The sequence below is a fragment of the Streptomyces sp. NBC_00775 genome (assembly GCF_036347135.1).
Classification (GTDB): domain Bacteria; phylum Actinomycetota; class Actinomycetes; order Streptomycetales; family Streptomycetaceae; genus Streptomyces; species Streptomyces lutosisoli.
Genome location: NZ_CP108938.1, coordinates 2051746 through 2074000, shown reverse-complemented (window position 1 = coordinate 2074000; position 22255 = coordinate 2051746). Strand labels below are relative to the sequence as shown.

Annotated in this window: 16 protein-coding genes; 9 read left to right on the top strand and 7 right to left on the bottom strand. The window is 71.1% G+C overall.

The features are described 5' to 3' along the window. Window positions 1-67: 67 nt before the first annotated feature. From OIC96_RS09405 to OIC96_RS09390, 4 genes are read right to left on the bottom strand one after another with little or no spacing between them, the layout of a single operon-like run. Entirely contained in the window at window positions 68-1942 is a 1875-nt protein-coding gene (locus OIC96_RS09405) for an anthranilate synthase family protein (protein WP_330308315.1), read from the bottom strand. Further along, window positions 1939-2565: an isochorismatase family protein gene (locus OIC96_RS09400; protein WP_327433002.1), complete on the bottom strand. Its 627-nt coding sequence runs from the start codon at window positions 2563-2565 to the stop codon at window positions 1939-1941. The genes OIC96_RS09405 and OIC96_RS09400 overlap by 4 nt, the downstream gene beginning before the upstream one ends. Window positions 2566-2612: 47 nt before the next feature. Further along, on the bottom strand, window positions 2613-3428 hold the full coding sequence (locus OIC96_RS09395; protein ID WP_330308316.1) for a 2,3-dihydro-2,3-dihydroxybenzoate dehydrogenase: 816 nt from the start codon (window positions 3426-3428) through the stop codon (window positions 2613-2615). A 22-nt stretch (window positions 3429-3450) separates the two neighbouring features. Next, complete coding sequence (locus OIC96_RS09390) at window positions 3451-4623, bottom strand: 3-deoxy-7-phosphoheptulonate synthase (RefSeq protein ID WP_330308317.1); 1173 nt, start codon at window positions 4621-4623, stop codon at window positions 3451-3453. A gap of 240 nt (window positions 4624-4863) precedes the next feature. On the opposite strand from OIC96_RS09390, the gene OIC96_RS09385 reads away from it, so the two are divergent. Further along, on the top strand, window positions 4864-5973 hold the full coding sequence (locus OIC96_RS09385) for a transaldolase family protein (RefSeq protein WP_330308318.1): 1110 nt from the start codon (window positions 4864-4866) through the stop codon (window positions 5971-5973). A 40-nt stretch (window positions 5974-6013) separates the two neighbouring features. Further along, window positions 6014-7954, top strand: coding sequence for a helix-turn-helix domain-containing protein (locus tag OIC96_RS09380; RefSeq protein ID WP_330308319.1), 1941 nt, complete (start codon window positions 6014-6016; stop codon window positions 7952-7954). On the opposite strand, the gene OIC96_RS09375 is transcribed toward OIC96_RS09380, so the two are convergent. Beyond that, entirely contained in the window at window positions 7951-9114 is a 1164-nt protein-coding gene (locus OIC96_RS09375; protein WP_443058532.1) for an IS701 family transposase, read from the bottom strand. The genes OIC96_RS09380 and OIC96_RS09375 overlap by 4 nt on opposite strands. Window positions 9115-9518: 404 nt before the next feature. Here OIC96_RS09375 and OIC96_RS09370 point away from each other — a divergent pair, with 404 nt between their 5' ends. The 7 genes from OIC96_RS09370 (at window position 9519) to OIC96_RS09340 (ending at window position 18747) form a co-directional block, all read left to right on the top strand. Then, window positions 9519-10853: a sugar phosphate nucleotidyltransferase gene (locus tag OIC96_RS09370; RefSeq protein ID WP_330308321.1), complete on the top strand. Its 1335-nt coding sequence runs from the start codon at window positions 9519-9521 to the stop codon at window positions 10851-10853. Between the two features lie 61 nt (window positions 10854-10914). Next, window positions 10915-11601 (top strand): NAD(P)H-binding protein, encoded by a 687-nt coding sequence (locus OIC96_RS09365; RefSeq protein ID WP_330308322.1) that lies wholly within the window; start codon window positions 10915-10917, stop codon window positions 11599-11601. 131 nt (window positions 11602-11732) lie between these two features. Then, the gene (locus tag OIC96_RS09360; protein WP_330308323.1) at window positions 11733-13892 is read left to right on the top strand and encodes an AGE family epimerase/isomerase; all 2160 of its coding nucleotides are present in this window, start codon (window positions 11733-11735) and stop codon (window positions 13890-13892) included. 103 nt (window positions 13893-13995) lie between these two features. Next, window positions 13996-14934 (top strand): NAD(P)/FAD-dependent oxidoreductase, encoded by a 939-nt coding sequence (locus OIC96_RS09355; protein WP_330308324.1) that lies wholly within the window; start codon window positions 13996-13998, stop codon window positions 14932-14934. A 90-nt stretch (window positions 14935-15024) separates the two neighbouring features. Beyond that, complete coding sequence (locus tag OIC96_RS09350; RefSeq protein WP_330308325.1) at window positions 15025-15975, top strand: alpha/beta hydrolase; 951 nt, start codon at window positions 15025-15027, stop codon at window positions 15973-15975. Window position 15976: 1 nt separating this feature from the next. Next, window positions 15977-17173 carry a low temperature requirement protein A gene (locus OIC96_RS09345; protein WP_330308326.1) on the top strand — a complete coding sequence of 399 codons (1197 nt, stop codon included), beginning with the start codon at window positions 15977-15979 and terminating at the stop codon, window positions 17171-17173. Then, the gene (locus tag OIC96_RS09340; protein WP_330308327.1) at window positions 17170-18747 is read left to right on the top strand and encodes a Na+/H+ antiporter; all 1578 of its coding nucleotides are present in this window, start codon (window positions 17170-17172) and stop codon (window positions 18745-18747) included. Before OIC96_RS09345 ends, OIC96_RS09340 begins: the two co-directional genes overlap by 4 nt. 110 nt (window positions 18748-18857) lie before the next feature. Here OIC96_RS09340 and OIC96_RS09335 read toward each other — a convergent pair whose 3' ends face one another. After that, the gene (locus OIC96_RS09335) at window positions 18858-19949 is read right to left on the bottom strand and encodes an AMP-binding protein (protein ID WP_330308328.1); all 1092 of its coding nucleotides are present in this window, start codon (window positions 19947-19949) and stop codon (window positions 18858-18860) included. Then, complete coding sequence (locus OIC96_RS09330; RefSeq protein ID WP_330308329.1) at window positions 19946-21931, bottom strand: MFS transporter; 1986 nt, start codon at window positions 21929-21931, stop codon at window positions 19946-19948. Before OIC96_RS09330 ends, OIC96_RS09335 begins: the two co-directional genes overlap by 4 nt. Window positions 21932-22255: the final 324 nt, after the last annotated feature.

Below are 22255 nucleotides of genomic sequence, written 5' to 3'. Positions count from 1 at the left end.
GGCGAAAGAACGGCATGGTGAAGGCCCCGGCCCCTGGGGAAGGGGGCCGGGGCCTGTGGGGACGGGGTCAGATGGTCTGGAGGGGGGCGTGGAGGTGCTGGATCAGGGAGGCGAGGACGGTCGGGCCGTTCTGGGTGAGGACCGACTCCGGGTGGAACTGCATCGACGCGAAACCGGGTCCACGCAGGGCGTGGACCTCGCGGTTGCCGGGGTCCCGGCAGATCTCCACCACGCCCACGCCCGGCACGTCGACCGCGTCCGCGGCACTGCGCGCGGCGAACGTGTTGTAGAAGCCGACCCGTTCGTGGCGGCCGAAGAGGTCGATCTCGCGCTGGACTCCTTGGTTCGGCACGGCACGGCGGTTGAGGTCGAGTCCCAGTTCCAGGCTGAGGACCTGGTGGCTGAGGCAGACCGCGAGGAACGGCTTGCGCGTGTCCAGCAGCTCACGGACGGCCGAGTGCAGATGGGCGATCTTGGGGAGGGTGAGATCGCGCGGGTCGCCCGGGCCCGGGCCCATGACGACGAGGTCGTAGTCGTCGAAGGAGTACGGCTCATCGAACCGACGGACCGTCACCAGCGGGCCCATGGAACGCAGTTGGTGGGCGATCATGGCGGTGAAGGTGTCCTCGGCGTCCACGACCAGGACCCTGCGGGCGTCCGCCACCGGCGCACGCCGGTCACCCTCGGCCAGCCAGAACCCCGCGATCGTCGCGTTCCGTGCGGCCAACGCCCCCCGCACGCTGGGGTGTTCGGCGAACCGCGTCGGCTCCTCCGTGCCGAGCGCCGCGAGCAGGCCGGCCGCCTTCGCGCGCGTCTCGGCGACCTCGGAGTCCGGGTCGGAGTGGCGTACGAGCGTGGCGCCCACGCCGATGCTCAGGCGGCCCTCGGCGGAGATGTCGGCCGTACGGATCAGAATCGAGGAGTCCAGGGTTCGCCCGCCCTGCGCGTCGTGGCCGATCAGGGCCAGGACACCGCTGTAGTAGCCGCGGCCGTGCGGCTCGTGCCGGCGGATGACGCGCGCCGCGCTCTCCAGGGGAGAGCCGGTGACCGTCGGCGCGAACAGTGTCTCGCGCAGGATCTCGCGCGGATCGCGGTCCGTCTCGCCCTCGATGAAGTACTCGGTGTGCGCGAGCCGGGCCATCTCCCGCAGATACGGGCCGACCACCCGGCCGCCCGTCTCGCAGATCCGGGCCATCATCTTGAGTTCCTCGTCGACGACCATGTACAGCTCGTCGGCCTCCTTGCGGTCGGCGAGGAAGTCCATGACGTCGGGGAGGGTCGGGCCGGCGGCGGGATAGCGGTACGTGCCGCTGATCGGGTTCATGACCGCCGTACCGCCGTGGACGCTGATGTGCCGCTCGGGGCTCGCCCCCACGAGGGTGCGGGTCCCGGTGTGCACGAGGAAGGTCCAGTACGCTCCGGACTCCTGCTCCATCAGCCGGCGGAACAGCGTCAGCGCGCTCGCCGACGAGTAGCCGGTGATGTCGGCGGTGAACGACCGCTTGATGACGAAGTTCGCGCCCTCGCCCTCGCCGATCTCCTCCTTGATGATCCGGCGGACCGTGTCCGCGTAGGTCGCGTCGTCGATGTCGAAGTGGCCGCCGGCCAGCCGGATCGGCACATCGGGGACGCGCGCCAGTACGTCCGCCACCGGCAGGGTCTGCTGCCCGGTGACCGTCATGGCGAGCAGCGGCGTCCCGTCGTCGGCGACGTCGTATGCGCGCTCCTCGATCTGCCGGTACGGGACCAGCGCCAGCACCTGGTGACCGGGCGCGGCGGCGGCGGGGAGCGGAATGCCGGCCAGGGTCCCCGGCTCGTTCACCTCGCCGACGACGACCTCCAGTGCGGAGCGGCCGGTGGCCGCGGGCCGGTGCAGCAGGGCGTACGCGGGCGTGTGCCCGGACAGCACCTGGTCGAGCAGGTCGCGCGGGGCGCCGGTCATGCGAAGACCTCCTTTGCGGGGATGACGACGGCACAGCGCTGGGCCGCGTAGTGGAGTGCGGTGCGATGGTCCTTCGCCGAGAAGTCGGCGACCGCGTCGGCGACGACGAAGGGCTGGATGTCGTGCGAGAACGCCTCGGTCGCGGTGATCAGCACGCCGACGTGCGCGTACACACCGCAGATGATCAGCTGGTCGCGGCCCGCGGAACGCATCCGCTCCAGCAGGTCCGTACGGAAGAAGGCGCTGTAGCGCCACTTGGTGAGCAGCCAGTCGCCCTCCCGGGGCGCGAGCGGCTCGACGACCTCGCGGTCGACGGGGTCCACCCGCATGCCCGGGCCCCAGAAGTCGGCGAGCAGACCGCGCTGTCCGGCGGACATCCCTCCGGGCTGGGCGGTGTACGCGACCGGCACGCCGAGTTCGGCGCAGCGGTCCCGCAACAGCGCGGCGTTGCTGACGAGTTCGTCGCCCGGCCCCTGGTCGGGCAGGGGTTTGAGGAAGTAGCGCTGCATGTCGTGGACGAGCAGCACCGCGCGCTCCGGGTCCGCCGCCCAGGCCGCCGCGTTGGGCGGCAGCTCGCCCGGCGCGGGCATCGCGTACGGCTCGATGGTGGGTATGCCGGCCATGGAAGTCCCTTCGGATATACGTGAGTTCGGGCGGCCCCTGAGTGAGGTCAGGCGCCCAGCGACGCGCCGCCGTCGACGGTGAGCATGTGCAGGGTGATGTGCGCGGCGCGGTCGGAGAGCAGGAAGATCACGGCGTCGGCGATGTGCGAGGGCTGCGCGATCCGGCCCAGCGGGATGCCCACGCGGAAGGCGTCCGCGCGGCCCTCGACGGTGCCGCGCGGGCCCGACTCGTCGTGCCACATCGAGCTGAGCATCGGGGTGTCGGTGGAGCCGGGCGCCACGATGTTGCAGCGGATGCCGTGCTTGGCCACCTCCAGGCCCAGGCTCCGGGTGAACATGGTGGCCGCCGCCTTGGACGCGGCGTACGCGGCCATCTCGGTGCGCGGGGTCGCCGCGGCGTTCGAGGAGACCGTGACGATCGCCCCGCGCCCACGCGCCGCCATCCGGTCGACGACCGCGCGGCTGACGTGGAAGACGCCGTTCACATTGACCGCGAACGTGGTCTGCCAGTCCTCGTCGGTGAAGGTCCGCACCTCGCCGAGGCGCAGCACGCCTGCCGCGTTGACCAGGTACTCCACCGGGCCGAGGCGTCGTTCGACGGCGTCGACCGTCGCCTCGACCGCCGCGCCGCTGCTGACGTCGGTGGCGAACGCCTCGGCGCGCAGCCCGTCCGCGGTGAGTTTCTCCACGGACTCGCGCAGAGCTTCGGCGTTGTGGTCGACGGCCGCGACGAGCACGCCCTGCTCGGCGAGCGCGCGGCTCACAGCGGCTCCTATGCCGCCCGCCGCGCCCGTGACGAGGGCGACCTTGTTCTCCCTTGCCTGATGGTTCTGTATGTGCTCGGTGTGCTCCGTGTGCTCCATGTGCGGGACCTCCCTGGTCCGGTTATCCGCGCCAGGCCGAGACCACGGAGGCGGCCTGGACCGGGTTGAGGCGGGGGTCGCAGAAACTCGTGTACTTGTCGCCCACGTGAGCGATGTCGGCCACGCCCGTGACGCACTCCGTGACATGGTCCGGAGTCGTCTCCAGATGCAGTCCGCCGGCGATCCCGCCGGAGGTCCGCACCGCGCACTGGAAGCCCTCGACCTCGCGGACGATGGTCTCCACGAAGCGGGTCTTGAGCCCGTCGGGGGCTGTCACGGTGTTGCCGTGCATGGGATCGGTGAGCCAGATGACCGGGTGACCGGCCGCGCGCACCGCCCACACCAGCGACGGCAGCCGCTCGGAGACCAGGTCGGCCCCCATGCGGGCGATGAGCGTCAGCCGTCCGGGCTCCCGCTCCGGGTCGAGCTTCTCGCACAGTGTCAGCAGATCGCGTACGGACATATTGGGCCCGACCTTGCAGGCCACCGGGTTGACGACCTGGGACAGCAGGGCGACATGGGCGCCGTCCGGCTGCCGGGTGCGCTCGCCGATCCACGGCCAGTGGGTCGAGGTCAGCAGCAGCCCGCCCTCCTTGTCCCGGCGGACCATGGGGAGTTCGTAGTCCAGTAGCAGGGCCTCGTGGCTGGTGAACACCGGCGGGCAGATCACGGAGGGGCGGCCGTCGTCCAGCCATCCGAGATGCCGTACGGCCTCCTGGGCGGCCGCGTAGCCGTCCAGCAGGCGACGCGGGTCGGGCCGGCGGAGCTCCGGGTCGGGCTCCGGGCTGTTGACCATGTGCCCCCGGTAGACGGGGAGTTCGGTGCCTCCGATCACTTCGGTGGGCCGGGAGCGGGGCTTGGCGAACTGGCCTGCCATGCGGCCGACCCGGACCACGGGTGTATGGGTGATCATCTTCAGGGTGCCGGCGAGCACGTCCAGCAGACCGGCCTTGCGGGCGACATAGCCCGCGGTGCATTCGGTGGGGTCCTCGGCACAGTCACCGGCCTGGACCACATGGGCCTCGCCGATGGCCACCCGCGCGAGCAGTTCGCGCAGGGCCAGTACGTCGTCGAGGCCGACGAGTGCCTGACTGTTCGTCAACTCCCCTCTGACCGAACGGATCAATTCTGTCCTGTCCCAATCCGGCTGCTGCAGGGCAGTCCGCGATCGGACACTGGGCAGATCAATGTCCACGGTTGTCTCCAAGAGTTTTTCTTCGAGCTCCTTTGTGCCAAAGAGTGCGTTGGCGGTGGGAATCGGCCAACGACGCATCGCTGAGTACGTCAGGTGGGGCACATGTCCATCAGGTCGCGACTACGTTTCAACGGGCCTTCACCACCGGCGAGTTGACATTGTGTGCGGAGAGATTCCGCGCAGTGCGCCAGGACCGCGCATGCTGGTCCGTCGTCCTCGATCGCGACGCCGGGAGGGGTTATGCGGGGCGGAATTCTGCGTCGTCTTGTTTCGGAGGGCGTTTCCCCTTGGCTGAATGGATTTCACCGGGGATTTCTGCAGGCGCGGCGGCCGGCGGAACTGGCCGCACTGGAAGGTGTGCGGGGCATGACCGCACAGCCCGCCCTGCTTGCCGCTGCCCTCTCCGTCGACACCGCCTACCACCGGCAACTGGCCCAACTCGCCGGAGAGGGCACGGGCGTTGGCGAGGCGCTGCGGGCTCTCCAGGTCCAGGACATCCGCCGGGCCTGCGACGACCTCGGTCCTTCCTACGAGGCCACGGGCCGGCACGAGGGCCTGGTCTCCATGGACCTGGATCCGGGGCTCGGCCACGACGCCGACGCCACGGTCGCCGAGGCACGCTCGCTGGTCGCGGCCGTCGCCCGGCCGAACGCGCTGGTGAAGATCCCGGCCACCGTCGAAGGGCTGGCCGCCATCAGGGACTGCGTCGGCCGGGGCATCGGCGTGCACGCCACCGAGATCTACACGGCCCGGCGCCACAGCGAGGTCATGGACGCGTACTGCGGCGGACTCGAGATCGCCCGCCGCGCCGGTCGGCCGCTGCACGGCATCGCCTCGCTGGCGTCCGCGCCGGTGAGCCGCATCGACACCGAATGCGACGCCCGACTGGCCGAGTTGGGTACCTCCGAAGCCGGCGCGCTGCGCGGCGAGACCGCCCTGGCCCTCGCCCGGCTGATGTACCAGCAGTACGACGAGCAGCTGGGCGGCGCCCGCTGGCGGGACCTCGCCGCCGCCGGCGCCCGGCCGCAGCGCCTGATGTGGACGGTGGACGGCCCGCACACCCCTGACCAGGCCGGATACGCGGCCCGGCTGGTGGGCTGGCACACCGCCCTGGCCCTGCCGCTGCGCGCGCTGCTCGCCGCCGACCGCTGGGGAACGCCGCGCGGGGACACCCTCGGGGGCCGGCAACGGGACGCCCGGCGCGTGTTGGACGAATTCGAACGGACCGGCCTACGCTTCGAGGCGGTCGCCGGGAGGCTCGCGGCACATGGCGAGAAACGGTTGGTCCGCTCGTGGGAGGCGCTCCGAGGGACGGTGGGCACCCAACTGCGGCTGCGCGCCGGCCGGTAGCGACGTACGACAGCACACGCGCGGGGGAGCGGGAGGCAGTGTGTCCCAGGAGCCGACGCGGGACGCCAGTTCCGCCGTACTCGAACTGCTGGCGGCGGGAGCCCCCGCCGACCGGCTCACCTCGCTCGTCGACGAGGCCAGACACCGCGGTGCGGACGCCGCGGAACTCGCGGAGCTGGAGCGCGCCGCCCGGCTCGGCCTGAGCATCTCCTCGCGCTGGGAGCGTCACCGGCAGCGGGAGAGCGGACTGTCCACGCTCCTTGAGGCCGCCCGCGACCTCGGCGCCGTCCACCAGCCTGAGAGCACGCTCGTCCAGGCGATCGCCCGGCGGGCGCGGCTGCTGCTCGGGCTCGACATGGCGTACGTCTGCTTTCCCGACGAGGGCGGCCAGGCCGACGAGGGCGGTCAGCTCGGCCCAGGGGGTCCGGTCGGCCGGGACGGTCAGAGTGCGGCGCAGGTCCGCGTCCGTGCCTCCGACGGGCGGATCGCGACGCTCGACGTGGGCCTGACCCTGCCGGTCTGCCAGGGCCCCGGGAGCATGGCGATGACGGACCCGGTGCCGTTCTGGACCGCCGACTACCTCACCGACGAGCGGATCGAACGCAGTGCCGTCGTCGACGAGGTGATCAGGGCCGAGGGGCTGCACACCGTGATGGCGGTGCCGCTGAACCGGCAGACCCGGCCCTTCGGCGTGCTGCACATCGCCGCGCGGAGCGTACGGCACTTCACCGCGGACGAGGTGGCGCTGATGAGCGCGTACGGCGAACTCGCCGGCGCCACCGTGGAGCGGGCCCGGCTCCTCGACCGGACAGCGGCCCTGCGGGAGTCCGGCGACGCGCACGCGAAGATGCTCCAACTGGTGCTCGGCGGCGGCGACTTGAACGAGGTGGCGGAGGAGACCAGCAAGCTCCTCGACGGCGCCGTACGGATCTGCGGCTCCGACGGCGTGGTGCTCGCCACCGCCGGCGAGGTGCCGGAGGTCGAGTGGGAGCACGCCGCGGCGGGCGCCCTGGACGCCCACGGCGCCTGTCATCCCCTGCCGCTGGACGAGGACGACATGTGGGCCGCGCCGATCTGCACCGGCACCGTCGACCTCGGCACCGTCCTGGTGCACCCCAACAGGCCGCTCACCGACAACGGTGTCCAGCTGCTCGGCTTCGCGACCCAGGCCATGGCCGTGCTGCTGCTCCTGGAGAACAGCAGGGCGGCGATCGCCGAGGGCCAGGTGCGCGACGATCTGCTCGACGAGCTGCTCACCCATCCCGACCTGTCGCCGAAGAAGATACGGACCCGGGCCCGCAGGCTGGGCGTCGAACTGGACGGCCCGCATGTGGTCGTCGTCGCCCGGCCGGAGGAGGAGACACCGGCCAGGGCCTCGGTGTGGGCGGCCTCGTACGCGTACCGCAAGAGCGGTCTGAAGAGCATGCGGCACGGAACGGCGGTGTTCCTGCTGCCGGGCACCGACCCCGGCGCGGCGGCCCGCGCGCTGTCCGGCGAGCTCGCGCCGCTGCTGGGACATCCGGTGACGGTGGCCGCCTCGGGGCCCGTCGCCGACCCCGCCGGAGTGCGGCACGGCTACCAGGAGGCGGTGCGCTGTCTGGAGGCGATGACGGCGCTCGGCGCGGTGGGCCGGGCGGGCTCGGCGGGCGAACTCGGCTTCCTCGGACTGCTGTTGTCCGAAAGCCATGACGCCGAGGGCTATATCGAGTCCGTCCTCGGACCGCTTCTCGCGTACGACGAGCAGCGGCTCTCCGAGCTGACCCAGACGCTGGAGGCGTTCTTCGAGGCGGGCGCCAGTCCCACGTACGCCGCGCGGCGGCTGCACGTCCATCCCAACACGGTCGCCCGGCGGCTGGAACGGATCAGTGAACTGGTCGGCCACGACTGGCAGCAGCCCGGGCGCGCGCTCGAAGTGCAGCTGGCGCTGCGGCTGTTCAGGATCCGGAGCCACCTGGTGGGCCGTGAGCAGCCCAAGGCCTAGGCGGCGCGCCGTATGCCGGTGCCGGTCCGCAGCTCCTCGTCGTACGTCCCGTACGTCCCGTCGAGTGCCGCGACGGCATGGGCGGCCGAGGCGAGCGTGGCGTGCCGGTGCCAGCCGTTGAAGGAGCGGCCCGCGTAGTCGCGGATGCCCACCTGCTCGGAGATCTCCGAGAAGTCACGGTCGACCCGGCCGATGAGCCGGCTCAGCCGTAGCAGGGCGACGGGGCTCAGGTCCACCAGGTCGGTCAGCCACAGCTCGCTCGGCCACGCCTTTCCGCTGTCGCCGATACCGATGAGGAGCATGTCGCCGCCGCCCCGCATACCGGGGGCGCGGGAGGCGCCACGGATCCGTACGGCGGCCACCAGGCTGGTGCGCATGGCGTGTTCGGGGCTGTGGTCGCGCCACACCGCCGGGCGGCGGAGCAGCTTGGCGGCGGCCATGATCTGCTGGGCGGGCAGCGCCTCCGGCGTCCCGCGGCCGATCTGCGCGGGGTCCGCCGGGGTCAGCCGCAGCGAGCCGCTGATCCGGATCAGGTGCCGCAGACCGGAGGACCGGAAGCGGCGCACCACGGACATGGCGTCCATGTCACGGGCGTCCATCACCACCGGCCGGGCGGGCAGCCCCCAGTCCCGTACGGCGAGCATGGCCTCGACCGCCGACTCCTCGGGGGACTCCTCGCGCACGCTGTCCGGGATGGCGGCCTGCCGCCGGCGGAGTCCGTTGTCCAGCCAGTCCTGCGGGATGTCCAGCCGCCAGTTGACCGGAACGCTGGTCTCCTGAGCGGCCGCCCACACGCCCACGGCCTGCTGCACGCCCCGGATCTGGCCGAGCTCGGGGACATAACGCCGGTACACGCCCACCGAGTTGTCGCCCGCCTTGGGGATCACCATCGTGCGGATCACATAGGCCTCCGGGGCCACGGTGCGCGCGACGTACTGGGCGAGCGCCTCACGAACCGGCATCCAGTGCCAGGTTGAACTGGAAACGAAGTGATGCAGGCTCTGCTCACGGGCCGAACCGCCGGTCGGCGCCGCCATGTTGCGTATCGACTTGCGGCCCTCGGTCGCGAGGAGGCCACGGATGTACTCCTCGCCCTTCCTGCGCTGGTCGCTGCGCGGGAAGGTGGCGAACAACGTGGACGAGAGTTCAGTGCCGCTCATCGCGAGTTCGGTGCCGGTCATCGGAATCCCACCTCGGTTCGGAGTCGCTCGGTTGAGCTGGCTCCACAGTGCGCGGCACTCAGTGCCACGCCCAGGTGGTCCCGTCACACGGTTGGGACGAGTGATGGTGGCCGCACAACCGCCGCGGCCGGAGGTGGTGGCGCGGCCACCACGAGGGCCGGCCGGGTGGTGTCCGGACCACCGCGCACGGGCCCGTCGGGGCGCTCGAAGGGGTGTCGAACGCGGTGGCAATTCCCGCCCGAATGCCTCTCACATGAGCTTCGCGGCACCCGAGTTGACGAGGTCCGACCTGAATTTACAAGGCATTTGACAGGATTCGACACCGCGGGGTTCCATCTCGAACGGAGAGGCACGGAAAGGCTTCGACTAGCGGGGAGGCCTGCATGCCTGGGGCGACGAGCGAGACCGTGGCCGTCATGTTGGCCGGCGGGCGCGGGGAACGAGCGAAGCCGATCACCTTGGAATCGGCCGACTACATCCGCAGCAAGGCGGTCATCCCGTTCCTCGGGCGCCGCCTCGTCGAATGGGTCGTGGAACTCTGCAAGGACCAGGGCATACGGCGCTTCTACGTGATCGCCCAGGGCCTGGAGAACCGCAGCCAGATCAAGCTGCTGCTCGGCCACGGCCAGCGCCACGGCGTGGAGATCAGCTACTCGCGGGCCGGCTTCGACCCGTACAACGTGGGCTCGGGCTCGGCCTTCCTGCACAACCTCGAACAGTGGAAGCTGACCGGCCGGGCCCTGGTGCTGCCGGTCGACTCGGTCCTGGACTTCTCGCTGGAAGAACTGGAGCGCACCCACCAGGAGACAGCCGCCACGGTCACCGTGGCCACGGTCGGCAGGACCCGCCGGGAGGTCGCCGGAAAGTACGGCGTGCTGCGCACCGACCCGGCCGGACGCGTCCGGGGGTTCGCGGAGAAACCCAGCGCCCAGCAGCTGCGCACCCTCTTCCCCGGCCGCGGCGACGAGCCGCTGCCGACCAGTGCGGGCATGTACCTGGTCGACTGCGACCGGCTGCGCCGCGCGGCCCGCGACCCGCAGCTGATGCGGCTCGCCCAGCAGCGGCTCGACTGGGGCGGCGACCTGCTGCCCTGGCTGGTGGAGCACGACGAACCGGTCGCCGCCCACCGCATCGCCCGCCTCGGCGACCTGGGTAACGTGCCCGACTATCTGGCCGCGCTGCGCGACGTGCTCCGCGGCGCGTACCGCCGGCTGAACCGGCTGATGGGCCCACCGACGGCCGGCGCCGCCGACTGCTGGATCGACGAGACCAGTCTGCGCACCCGCGACCCGGTGTCCGGCACCACGCTCACCGAGAAGATCGCGGACGGCCGGGTGAAGATCGGCCCCGGCGTGCACATCGGCCGCCATGTCGAGGTCGGCGACGACGTCAGCCTGGAGTACGCGGACATCGGCGACGGCGTCGAACTCGGCGAGGGCGCACGGCTCAGCGGGGTCGCCGTGGGCGACTACTCGCTCGTCGGGCCCTACGCCGAACTCAGCGACTCGTACATCGGCCCCATGGCGGTGATCCGTTCGGAGCGGGGCAGACCCGTCCGCCTGGAGTCGCACACCGCGATCGGCGACGGGGTCAGCCTCCGGCCCGGCAGCCGGCTCTCCGGCGTCAGCGTCTATCCGCGGCTGCGCATCCCCGCACACTTCCACGTGCCCTCAGGCACGTGGCTGACCTGCTCGGACGACGTCCTGCAGTGGGTCTGAACCGGACCCGTACGAGTGCCCGCACGAATTCCCGTACGAGTCCCTAGACGAGGAGGAATCGATGGACAGCCCGGTGGTGGTGATCGGAGGCTCGGGCCGACTCGGGCGTCTGGTCGTGAACAGGCTGCTGGACCTGGGCGAGCGCGTCCATGTGGTCGGCCGCGGCACGCTCCAGGAGGCGCTGCCCGACGGAGTGGGCTACACGGCGGCCGACGTACGCGAACGGGGCTCCCTGGACGAGCCGTTGGCGCACTGCTCCGCACTGGTCTACTGCGTCTCGCCCGGCACCGACGACACCGGGCCCGACCGGCCCGAGACCACCATGTACCTGGGTGTGCGCAACGCGCTGCGGTCGGCCGTGGGAGCGGGCCGCCGCCCTCATGTCGTCCTGGTCAGCCAGATCCACGCCACGCACTACGGGCACCCGCTCAACGCCTACGGCAGAGTGCTGGACTGGCGCCGGGCCGGTGAGGACGAGGTCCGCGAATCAGGGCTCTCGCACACCGTGGTGCGCCCCGGCTGGCTCCTGGACGACCAGCGGGCCGGCTCCCGGGTACGCCTGGTGCAGGGCGACCGCGGGACCGGACAGGTCTCGCGGCAGGACGCGGCGGAGGCCTGCATCCAGGCCATGTACTGCCCTTCGGCGATCGGCGTGACCTTCGAGCTGTTCAACGAGTCCGGGCCCGCGGTCACCGACTGGGAGTCGTCCTTCGCCGCACTGGAGTGGGACCGCATTCCCGTGGGCTGAGTTCCCGTGCGCTGAGTTCCCGTGCGCCGAGCCGCGGCCGGGAGACCCCCGTCCGAGGCCACACCTTTCCACCCCCCATGGAAGCAGCCTCGTGCTGCTCATGGCACCCCCGATGATGGAGGCACCCTTCGATGAGTGCACCCGAGATACGCCGTACGTACAGCGACAGCATCGCCGGATATGTCACCGCCTACGAGCCCGCGCACCAGCGATTCGGTCTGCGGACCACCGACGGACGCGAGTTCACGATCCACCTGGACGGCCTCCTCGGCTCCCAGGTCGTGCGCAATCTCGCCGAAGGGCACCGCGACACCAGCGAAGCCACCCTCGACATGCTCGCCGAGGGCCGTTACGTCTTTGTCTACGGAATCTTCTACGAATGGGACGGCGGCGCCCGCATCGAGGCCCGCAACATCACCTTCCCGGAAGAGCACCGGGGCGCCTATGTCTTCGAGGATCCCAACTGGTGGGTCCAGCAGGCCCGGGAGATAGCCGACTTCTATCTGCGCGGCCAGTTCCCGGACGACGTGTACGACTGGCGCCGGTTCCGTACGCATCTGACGCTCAGCGGCACCCATGTGCCGGAATTCGCCGGACAGGACGTACGCCAGGAGACCGACACGATCTCCCGGCTGGTCTACGGGCTCGCCACGGCCTTCCTGCTGACCGGCGAGGACCGCTTCCTGGAGGCGGCCGAGTCGGGCACGGAGTATCTGCGCGAGCACATGCAGGTGGCCGACGACCGCGAGGGGATCGTCTACTGGTACCACGGGATCGACATCACCCAGGCCGGACAGCGCAAGGTGTTCGCCTCGGAGTTCGGCGACGACTTCGACGCGATCCCCATGTACGAGCAGATCTACGCGCTCGCCGGCCCGACCCAGACGTACCGGATCACCGGCGACCCGCGGATCGCCGCCGACATCGACCGCACGGTCGAGCTGTTCCACCGCTACTTCAAGGACTACGTCCGCGGCGGCTACTTCTCGCACCTGGACCCGATCACCATGGATCCGCGCGCGGACTCCCTCGGGCGCAACCGGGCGCGCAAGAACTGGAACTCGGTGGGCGACCACGCGCCCGCGTACCTGATCAACGCCTATCTGGCGACCGGCCGGGCGGACCTGGCCGACATGCTGGAGGAGACGGCCGACACCATCGTGCGGCACTTCCCGGACGAGCCCAACAGCCCCTTCGTTCAGGAACGTTTCCACGAGGACTGGAGCCCCGACCGCACCTGGGGCTGGCAGCAGGACCGCGCGGTCGTGGGCCACAACCTGAAGATCGCGTGGAACCTGATCCGCATCAACAGCCTGGTGGACAAACCCGAGTACGTGGCGCTCGCCGAGCGGATCGCGGAGATCATGCCCGCGGTCGGCAGCGACCAGCAGCGCGGCGGCTGGTACGACGTCGTCGAGCGGCGCGCCGATCCCCGCTTCGGCGACCACCGGCTCGTCTGGCACGACCGCAAGGCCTGGTGGCAGCAGGAGCAGTCGATCCTCGCCTACCTCATCCTGGCCGGCGTGACCGGCGACCCCGACCACCGGCGGCTGGCCCGGGAGGCCGCCTCGTTCTACAACGCCTTCTTCCTCGACTACGAGGACGGCGGCGTGTACTTCAACGTCCTGGCCAACGGCATCCCGTACCTGCTCGGCACCGAGCGGCTCAAGGGCAGCCACGCGATGGCCGGTTACCACTCGCTGGAGCTGTGCTATCTGGCCGCGACCTACGGCAACCTGCTGGTCGGCGACAACGCGCTCACGCTGCACTTCCGGCCGCTGCCCGAGTCCTTCCCGGGCCGCACGCTGCGGGTGGCGCCCGACCTGCTGCCCCGGGAGGCCGTCCGGCTCGCCCGGGTGTGGATCGACGGGGAGCGGTACGAGGACTTCGACCCGAAGAACCTCACCGTGCAGCTTCCGCAGTCCACCACGCGGTTGAAGGTCCGCGTCGAGATCGAGCCGACCGAGATGCCGATGCGCATCTCCAGCAGCTTCGACGGCAGGACCGCGCGGGTCTCCTGCGAGGGCGTCCTCGGCCGGGACTCGCTGGAGAAGCTGCGGCGCACGCTGGGCGAAGCGCTGGAGGCCGGGCCCGAGCGCGTGGAGTTCCACATGTGCCGGGTCACCGAGATCTCCCGCGAGCCCATCAACGAACTGCTGTTCCAGCGTACGAAGGCGGGTCTCGACGTCGACTTCGTCATCGTCGGCGAGGTCCCCCCGGAGGTGACCCGGGCGCTGGCCGCCACGGACGCCTTCCTCACGGACCCGCACGCGCGGTGCGACGACGAGTGACCGCCTGCGCGGCACCTGTGTGAGCTCCGGTCTTCGCCCCGCCCGCCCCGGCGGGGCGAAGACCGGCCGTCAAGTCACCCGCATGTCCTAGGAGTTGCCCCTCATGGCCCCCGTAGCCCCCTCGGCGCGCGACGCCGACACGCTGGTCGTCGGCGGCGGCCCGGCCGGGCTGTCCGCCGCCCTGTGTCTGGCCCGCTACAACCGCCGGGTGCTGGTCTTCGACACCGGACACGGCCGCTCGACCCATCACCAGGTCAACCGGAACTACCTCGGATTCCCGGGCGGCATCCCGACCGTCGAGCTGCGCGAGCTGGGCCGTGCGCAGCTGGCCGGATATCCGCAGGCGCGCGTCGTCCACCACGCGGTGCTGCACGCCGAGGGCGACGCCGAACGCGGCTTCACCGTGCACGCGCAGACCGGCTCCTGGACCGGCCGGACCCTGATCATCGCCACCGGGGTGCTCGACCACTTCCCGCACTTCCACGGCTGGGAGTCGTACGTGGGCCGGTCCATGTTCTGGTGCATCGCCTGCGACGGCTACGAGAACCGGGGCAAACGCATCCTGGTGGTGGGCCACACCGACGCGACGGCCGCCGAGGCGCTCCAGATGCACAGCCTCAGCGACGACATCCAGCTGCTCACCAACAGCCGTACGGACGAGATCGGTTCGCGCTGCCGGGAACGGCTGGAGGCGGCCGGCATCCCGGTCCTGCACGACCGGATCCGCTCCGTGGAGGGCGAGGACGGCATGCTGCACACCGTCGTCACCCGCGGCGGACAGCACCTGAAGGCCGACTCGCTCTTCAGCATCCAGGGCGCGACCCCGGAGATCGCCCTGGCCCGCGCCCTTAGCCTGCGGCTCGCGCCGAGCGGGCACATCGCCGTCGACACCGAGCAGAAGACCTCGGCCGCGGGGGTCTACGCGGCCGGCGACGTCTCCTCGCTCCACTCGCACCAGGTCAGCGCCGCCGTCCACGAGGGCTCCCAGGCGGCCTCCGCGGCCAACTACTTCCTTTACCCCGCCGAGTTGAAGGCGGGCTGACACGGGTCACGGACCGTGACTACAGGCAGTACGGCCGTTCCCCACCCCGACATTTGACTCGCCGTTTTACCGCTCGTGAGGATGACAGTCATGGAACTGGACCGCCCCGAGGAGACGCCCATGGTGCGCAGCGCGCGCGTGACCTTCGAGAGCGAGGGTGAGCAACTGGTGGGCACGCTCTACCAGTTGGCGCAAGCGGACGACGCGGAGCCGCGCCCCGCGGTGGTGGTCGCCGGATCCTGGACCACCGTCAAGGAACAGATGGCCGGGCTGTATGCCAGGCGGCTCGCGCAGCTCGGATACCTGGCCCTGGCGTTCGACTTCACCGGGCACGGCGAGTCCACCGGCCACCCCAGGGACACCGAACTGGTGGGCCGCAAGGTGGGCGACATGAGCAGCGCGGTCAGCCACCTCCTGGAGAACCCGATGGTCGACCCCGAGTCGGTCGGCCTGCTCGGCGTCTGCGCGGGCGGCGGCTACGCGGCGGTGGCCGCCGCCAACGACCCCCGGGTCCGTTCGCTCGCCCTCGTCGCGCCCTGGCTCCACGACGCCTCGCTGGTGCACCAGATCTACGGCGGCCAGGACGCCGTACGCCGCAAGCTCGACGAGGCGGCGCTCGCCCGCGAGGAGTACGCGCGCACCGGAACCGTCCGCTATGTGAAGGCGGTCAGCGAGACGGACCCCGAGGCCGCCATGTACGGGCCCTACGACTACTACCTCTCGCGCGCGCGGGGCGGCGTGCCCGAGTGGCCCAACCGCTTCGCGGTCATGGGCTGGTGGGACTGGCTCACCTTCAGCCCGATCCCCTCGGCGACCCGGATAAGCGTCCCCACCATCGTGGTGCACAGCGAGCAGGCCGCGCTCCCCGACGGCGTACGACGCTTCGCGACCCTGCTGCCGACGGCGACCCGGGTGCTGTGGCTGGAGGGCACGCAGTTCGACTTCTACGACCGGGACCCGCAGGTGGGCTCCGCGGTCGAGGCGGTCGACGCGCACTTCCGGCACAGCTTCGACCGGGTGAGGCCCACAGCCGGAGGCTGACATGGCGACCAGCCGCGTCGCACCGCTCATCGAGTCCAAACGCATCAACGTGGCGGAGCACTTCTACGACCTGGTGCTCGTCTTCGCGGTCAACAAGGTCACCCACACCCTCGCGGACGACATCTCCTGGACCGGACTGGTCAACGCCTGGGCCGTGTTCACCCCCTTCTGGTGGTCGTGGGTGGGCACCGGGATCCTGTCCAACCTGACGGACCTGCACGACGTGAAGAACCGGCTGCGGCTCCTCGCCATCACCCTGATCACCTCGATGATGACCATCGCCGCGCCCACCGCCCTGCACGGCCACGGCGTCTTCTTCGCCGTCGCCTATCTGCTGCTGCGCGCCCTGCTGCTGTGGTGGGCGGTGGACGTCTTCGGCGGGCTGCGCCTGAACCCCTTCTCCGTGTCGGCGTTCTGCACCGCCCCCCTGCTGCTGCTCACCGCGGGACTTCCGCACGAGCAGCAGCGGGTGGCCTGGGCGGTGCTGATGGCCGGGGAACTGTCCAGCACCTTCGTGCTGCGCAGACGGCTGAACCACATCCACGTCGACGTCCTGCATCTGCCCGAGCGGTTCGGCCTGGTCGTCATACTGGCGCTCGGAGTGCCGTTCGTGGACGCCGGCGGGAAGATTCCGCACGACTTCTCCGTCCGGCAGGCCCTGGCGCTGGCCCTGGCCTTCCTGCTCGTCGCCTCCCTGTGGTGGATCTACTTCCACTTCAGCAACAGCCGGATCGCCCACCAGCTGCGCACGGAGGACAACCAGAGCCGTGTGGTGCGGGAGCTGCTCGCGTACGGGCACTACTGCCTGCTCGGTTCCGTCTCCGCGATCGCCGTCGGCGTCTGGCTGGCCGTGGCGCACCCGCGGGAGGCTCTGGACGACTCCGCGCTGTGGCTGATGTGCGCCGGAGCCGTCGGCTTCCACGCGGTGTTCGCCTGGCCGCGCTGGGGGCTGCCGCGTTCCGTGGTCACCCTGCGCCTCGCGGTCGCCGCCGTCGCGCTGCTCGTGCCCCTCGTCGCGCGGGACCGGTCCGGGCTCTTCGCGCTCGCCCTGCTGACCGCGCCCGTGGCGGCGGCCGCGGTCGCCGAGACGGCGCTGGTGGGGATCGCGCCCAGCTGCCACTGCGGCTGCCGCCCGAAACCGCACCGGCTGGCCGGCCTCGGCCGGCATCTGCACCCGGCACCGGGCGATGCGAGGTGACCGAGGTCCTGCTGCTCGTCGTCCCCGTGACGCTGCTCGCCGTCGTCGTACGGCGGATACAGATCTCCGCGCCGGTCAGCCTGGTCCTCGCGGGCCTGCTGACCTCCTTCGTGCCGGGTGTGCCCGACTACCACCTCGACCCGCACCTCGTGCTGTTCCTTTTCATCCCGCCGATGGTGTACTCGGAGGCCTGCGAGAGCTCGTTCCTCAGCTTCCGTGTCAACGCGCGCCCCATCGCCCTGCTGTCCGTGGGACTCGTCCTGTTCACCATGGCTCTCGTGGCGCTGGTGGCGCACACCGTCGTCCCCGGCATGTCCTGGCCCGTCGCCTTCGTGCTGGGCGCGCTCCTCGGACCGACGGACGTGGTGGCCGCCGTGTCCGTGGCCCGCAAACTCGGGCTGCCGCGCAGACTCGTACGGATCATGGTGGCGGAGTCCCTCTTCAACGACTCGACCGGCCTCACCGCGTACCGCATCACGGTGGCGATCGTGGCGGGCGGCGGCTTCTCCCTCCTCGACGGCATCCGCGACTTCGTCCTCACCTGCTCGGGCGGGCTGGTCCTGGGCCTGCTCATCGCCTGGCCGGTGCGCCGGCTCCAGTGCTGGCTCGGCGACGCCGTCGCGCACACCGCGGTCTCCCTGCTGGTGCCGTTCGTCACCTACGCGCTCGCGGAGTATCTGCACGCCTCCGGTGTGCTCGCGGTCCTCGCCGCCGGGCTCTACCTCGGCCATCACTCCAACCGCGCCTCGCACGCGGCACGGTTGCAGGAGCAGGCCTCCTGGAAGCTGATCGTCTTCCTGCTGGAGTCCGTGGTGTTCGCCCTGATAGGGCTCCAACTACGGCCCGTCGTCAGGGCGTTGGACGACACCCCGCTGTGGTCCCTGCTCTGGTACGCGGTGGCCGTCTCCCTGACCGTGATGCTCGGCCGGTTCCTCTGGGTGTTCCCGGCGACCTATCTGCCCCGCTGGATCTCACCCCGGCTGCGTGCCCGCGACCCCTCGCCACCGTGGCAGCTGCCGGCCGCGCTGTCCTGGGCGGGCATCCGCGGAGTGGTGTCGCTGGCCGCGGCGTTCGCGCTGCCCGACGACATGCCGCACCGCGAACTCGTCCTCTTCCTCACCTTCTCGGTCACGCTGAGCACGCTCTTCGTGCAGGGGCTCGGCTTCCCGGCGTTCGTCCGCCGGCTCGGGCTCGCGGGCCGCGGCGGGGAGCACGACGACCACCTCGCCGAGGCCAAGGCGCAGGAGGAGGCCGCCCGGCACGCCCAGCACCGGCTGGAGGAGCTGGTCGCCGGCGAGCACCAGCACTGCCCGCAGCATGTGGTCCTGCGGCTGCGGGAGGTCGCCGAGTACCGGCGGGTCGCCGCCTGGGAACGGCTGCGCGACGGCGGCCGGCCCGGCACCCACTCACCGGCCGCCGCCTACCAGTTGCTGCGCCGGGAGATGCTGACCGCCGAGCGCGAGGCCTTCATCGCGATGCGCGACCAAGGCCGTCTCGACGACGAGGTGGTCCGCCAGGTCGTCCATCAGCTCGACTTCGAGGAGGCGGCACTCAGCCGCGATCTGCACCTGTGACCCGTACCGTACGGACAGGCCGGTGGTGCCCCGGCACATACGGCTGAGGGTGCCCCCGCCGCCGGACGACCGGCGGGGGCACCCTCGCATCCTCACCCTGTGCTGTGCGGTCAGGCTCCCGGCAGGGGCGGTGCGATCCCCGCGAACGTCTGCCGGCCGAGGTACTCGATCGTCGGTACGCCCAGCAGGACCGCGCAGGTCTCCGCCGTGTCCGGCGTCAGCTCGGGCCCCACGCAGATGACGCGCTCAAGGGAGCCCAGTTCGCCGGTGTCCTCCGGAGCCGACGCGACCAGGCTGTAGAGCACGGTCTGCGTGACGAAGGCGGTCCGCACCCGCTGCGCGCGGATCGCGTCGAGCAGTTCGGGCGCGTGCAGCAGCTCCGGCACCACGACCACGGTGGCGCCGCTGCGCAGCGCGTGCTGCGTCAGGAAGGCGAGGCCGTCCTGCTGGGCGAACGCCACCCCGGCGAGCACCCGTTCCCCGGGCTCCAGCGGATTGTCCGAGGCCAGCACCGCGAGGTCCGCCGCGATGTCGGAGTGGGTGAGCTGGGCGCGGCGCCGGGAGCCGACCGCGTGGTGCACCACGGCGATGTCGGTGACCGGCTCGATGTCCACCACCGGTTCCGGCGCGTCGACGGCGACGAGGTCCAGGACGGAGCGATAGCCGTCCACCGGCTCCAGAGTGAAGATCTCCTCGACCGGGCGCGGCCCCGCGCCGACGATCCGCTGCGCCTTGCGCACGAGGGGCAGCAGCGCGGGCGTGGTGAACAGCCACCGCGTCCCGCTCTCGGTCAACTGGGCCGCCAGTTCGGCCTCGTCGGCCTGGCTGTCCAGTACGCAGACGACCGCGCCGGCCCGGGCACAGGCGTGCAGGACGGGAGCGAACCAGAGGGTGTTGGTGCTGAACAGCGCGATGGCGTCGCCCTGTTCGACACCCGCGTCGGCGAGTCCCGCCGCGAGCCGCCGGGTGGCGAGTTCCAGCTCCTGGTAGCCGACGGTGCGGCCGGTCACGCCGTCGATCAGCGCCGGGCTCGCGCCGCGGGCGGCGGCGTCACCGAGCACGGTCTCGTACACGGGCAGATCGATGACGAGGTTCTCGTCGAACGGGTTGACCGGGTCGAACGAGTCCAGGGGATCGAACGAGCCCAGCGGGTCGATCGAGCTGAGCGGGTCGAGCGGGTCGAAGGGATCGATGGTCGTCATTCCTGTCCTCCGGAAGATGCGCTCGCGCGCGGTAGGGACGTGATGGGCGGGCCCGCGTGCAGCAGATCTCCCAGCTGCTGGAGGAACAGCTCCCAGCGCGCGGTGAACCCGGGGTCGTCCGGGCCGAGGCCCGTCGCCATCCGGGTGATCTGCGGCAGCAGGCGCGGATAGTTGGTGAGGGCGAAGGTCAGCAGCCGCAGCAGCTCGGGATCGAGCTCGGGGCGCAGCTCCCCGCCGGTCTGGCGCTGCCGGATCTCGTCCACCTGCGACTGGATGACGGCGCGCCGCTCCGCCTCGTGGGGCACGGGTCCGCCGCCGTAGGCGAGCGCCTCGCGCGTGAGATACGTCAGCCACGCGGCGTCGTGGTGCGCGGACTCGAAGTGGTAGACGAGGAACTCCCCGGCGGCCCGCGGCGCCTCGCGGATCTCCCGCTCCCGGCGCTCCGTGACCTGGCCGAGGATCTCGTGGAACAGCCGGTCCCCGATGCGGCCGCCGGTCATCAGATACATGGAGTACGCGAACCCCGTGGCATGCCCGGGCAGCCGCTCCAGCAGGGCGTTGCCCGACGCACCCGTGCCGCGCGGCAGCCGGGTGACCATGAACGCGGCGGTCAGCGCCACGAGCGCGGCGACCGGCAGCACCTGCGAGAAGGCGCTCGCGTAGGCGGCGTGCGAGGTGCCGTCGCCGAGCACCGTGAAGAACATCAGGCTCATCAGGGCGACCCCCAGCGCGTTGCCCACCTGGAGCGTGGTGGTCACCACGCCGGCCCCGGCCCCCGCGTCGCGCGGTGCGAGCGTGCCGATGATGGTGCCGATGAGCGGGGTCATCCCGAGCCCCTGGCCCAGGCCCGCGATGAACAGCGGCAGCGCGAGTTCCCAGCCGCCGAGGCCGGCACCCTGAGCGGCGCTCGTGGCGGCGACCGAGCAGAGCCCGACGGCCGCGACGAGATAGCCGAGCGTCAGCACATGGCGTCCCAGCAGCCGGGCGATCCGTGCCGCCAGCAGCGAAGTGATCAGGAACCCCAGGGCGTTGGGCGTGTAGACCAGCGCGGCCCGCAGCGCCGAGAAGCCCAGGCCGATCTGCAGATACATGGCCAGGACCAGCATGAAGCCGACGTAGGAGAAGCTGAACATCGCGGCGATCGGCACCCCGCCGGCGAAGCCGCGGTTGCGGAACAGCGTGAGCCGGATCAAGGGGTCGAGTCCGCGCTCGGCGACCCGGCGCTCGTGCCGCAGGAACAGGGCGGCGGCGAGGGGCGCGGCCGCGAGCGACAGCAGCATCCACGCCGGCCAGCCTGCGTCGCGGCCCATCAGCAGCGGCACGATGAACAGCACCAGGGTCAGCACGGACAGCACGGAGCCGCGCCAGTCGAGGTGGGGGCGCGGCTCCAGCGGTTCGTCCGGCGGCAGCAGCCGCAGGGTCGCCACCATGGTGGCCAGACCGATCGGCACATTGATCAGGAACGCGGGCCGCCAGTCCAGCCCCAGCGGGTTCCAGGCCAGCAGCAGCCCGCCGACGATCTGCCCCGCGATCGCGGCGACCCCCACCACACAGCCGAACACGCCGAGGGCACGGGCGCGTTCGGGCCCGTCGAACGTCACCTGGATGATCGCGAGGACCTGTGGATACAGGAGCGCCCCGCCCACCCCCTGAAGGGCACGCGCCGCGACCAGTATGTGAATGCCGGGAGCCAGACCGCAGAGGGCGGAAGCCGTCGTGAATACCGCGAGACCGGTGATGAACATCCTTTTGCGGCCGACGACATCACCCAGTCGGCCACCGGTCACCAGGAAACTCGCGTAGAGAAGTGTGTAGGAGGAAACCACCAATTCGACGGCACCGAAGCTCGTATGGAGATCGCTGTGGATCGAGGGCATCGCGACATTGACGACAGCCACATCCAGAATGGCCATGAAAGCACCGGCCAGGATCACCGCGAGACTCACCCAGCCGCGCCCGCCGCCCCGCTCTGTGCTCACCATGCCGGAAGTCTCGTGCGCGGAAGGCGGGTCCGTCGCCGACCTCCGACAGTGTGGGCGACGTAATTGCATGTTGTCGCAGGGGGAGAGGCGTCGCGGCTTCACTCGTACTCGGCGGTGCACTGCGGCAGAAGCTGAATTAGGCGTCAGTTGATCCCGCACTGCGTTGATTCCGCACTGCCGGGACAAAAGAATTCACTTTCCTTCGTACGACGCTGCTTCACCCGAGCCGGCCGGACCGCAGGCGCCGATCCCCCCTTCACGGCGCGCGGCGGGTCCCGCCGAGCAGCGGCCGGGCCCGGCACCGTGAACCCCCCGCCGGGCCCG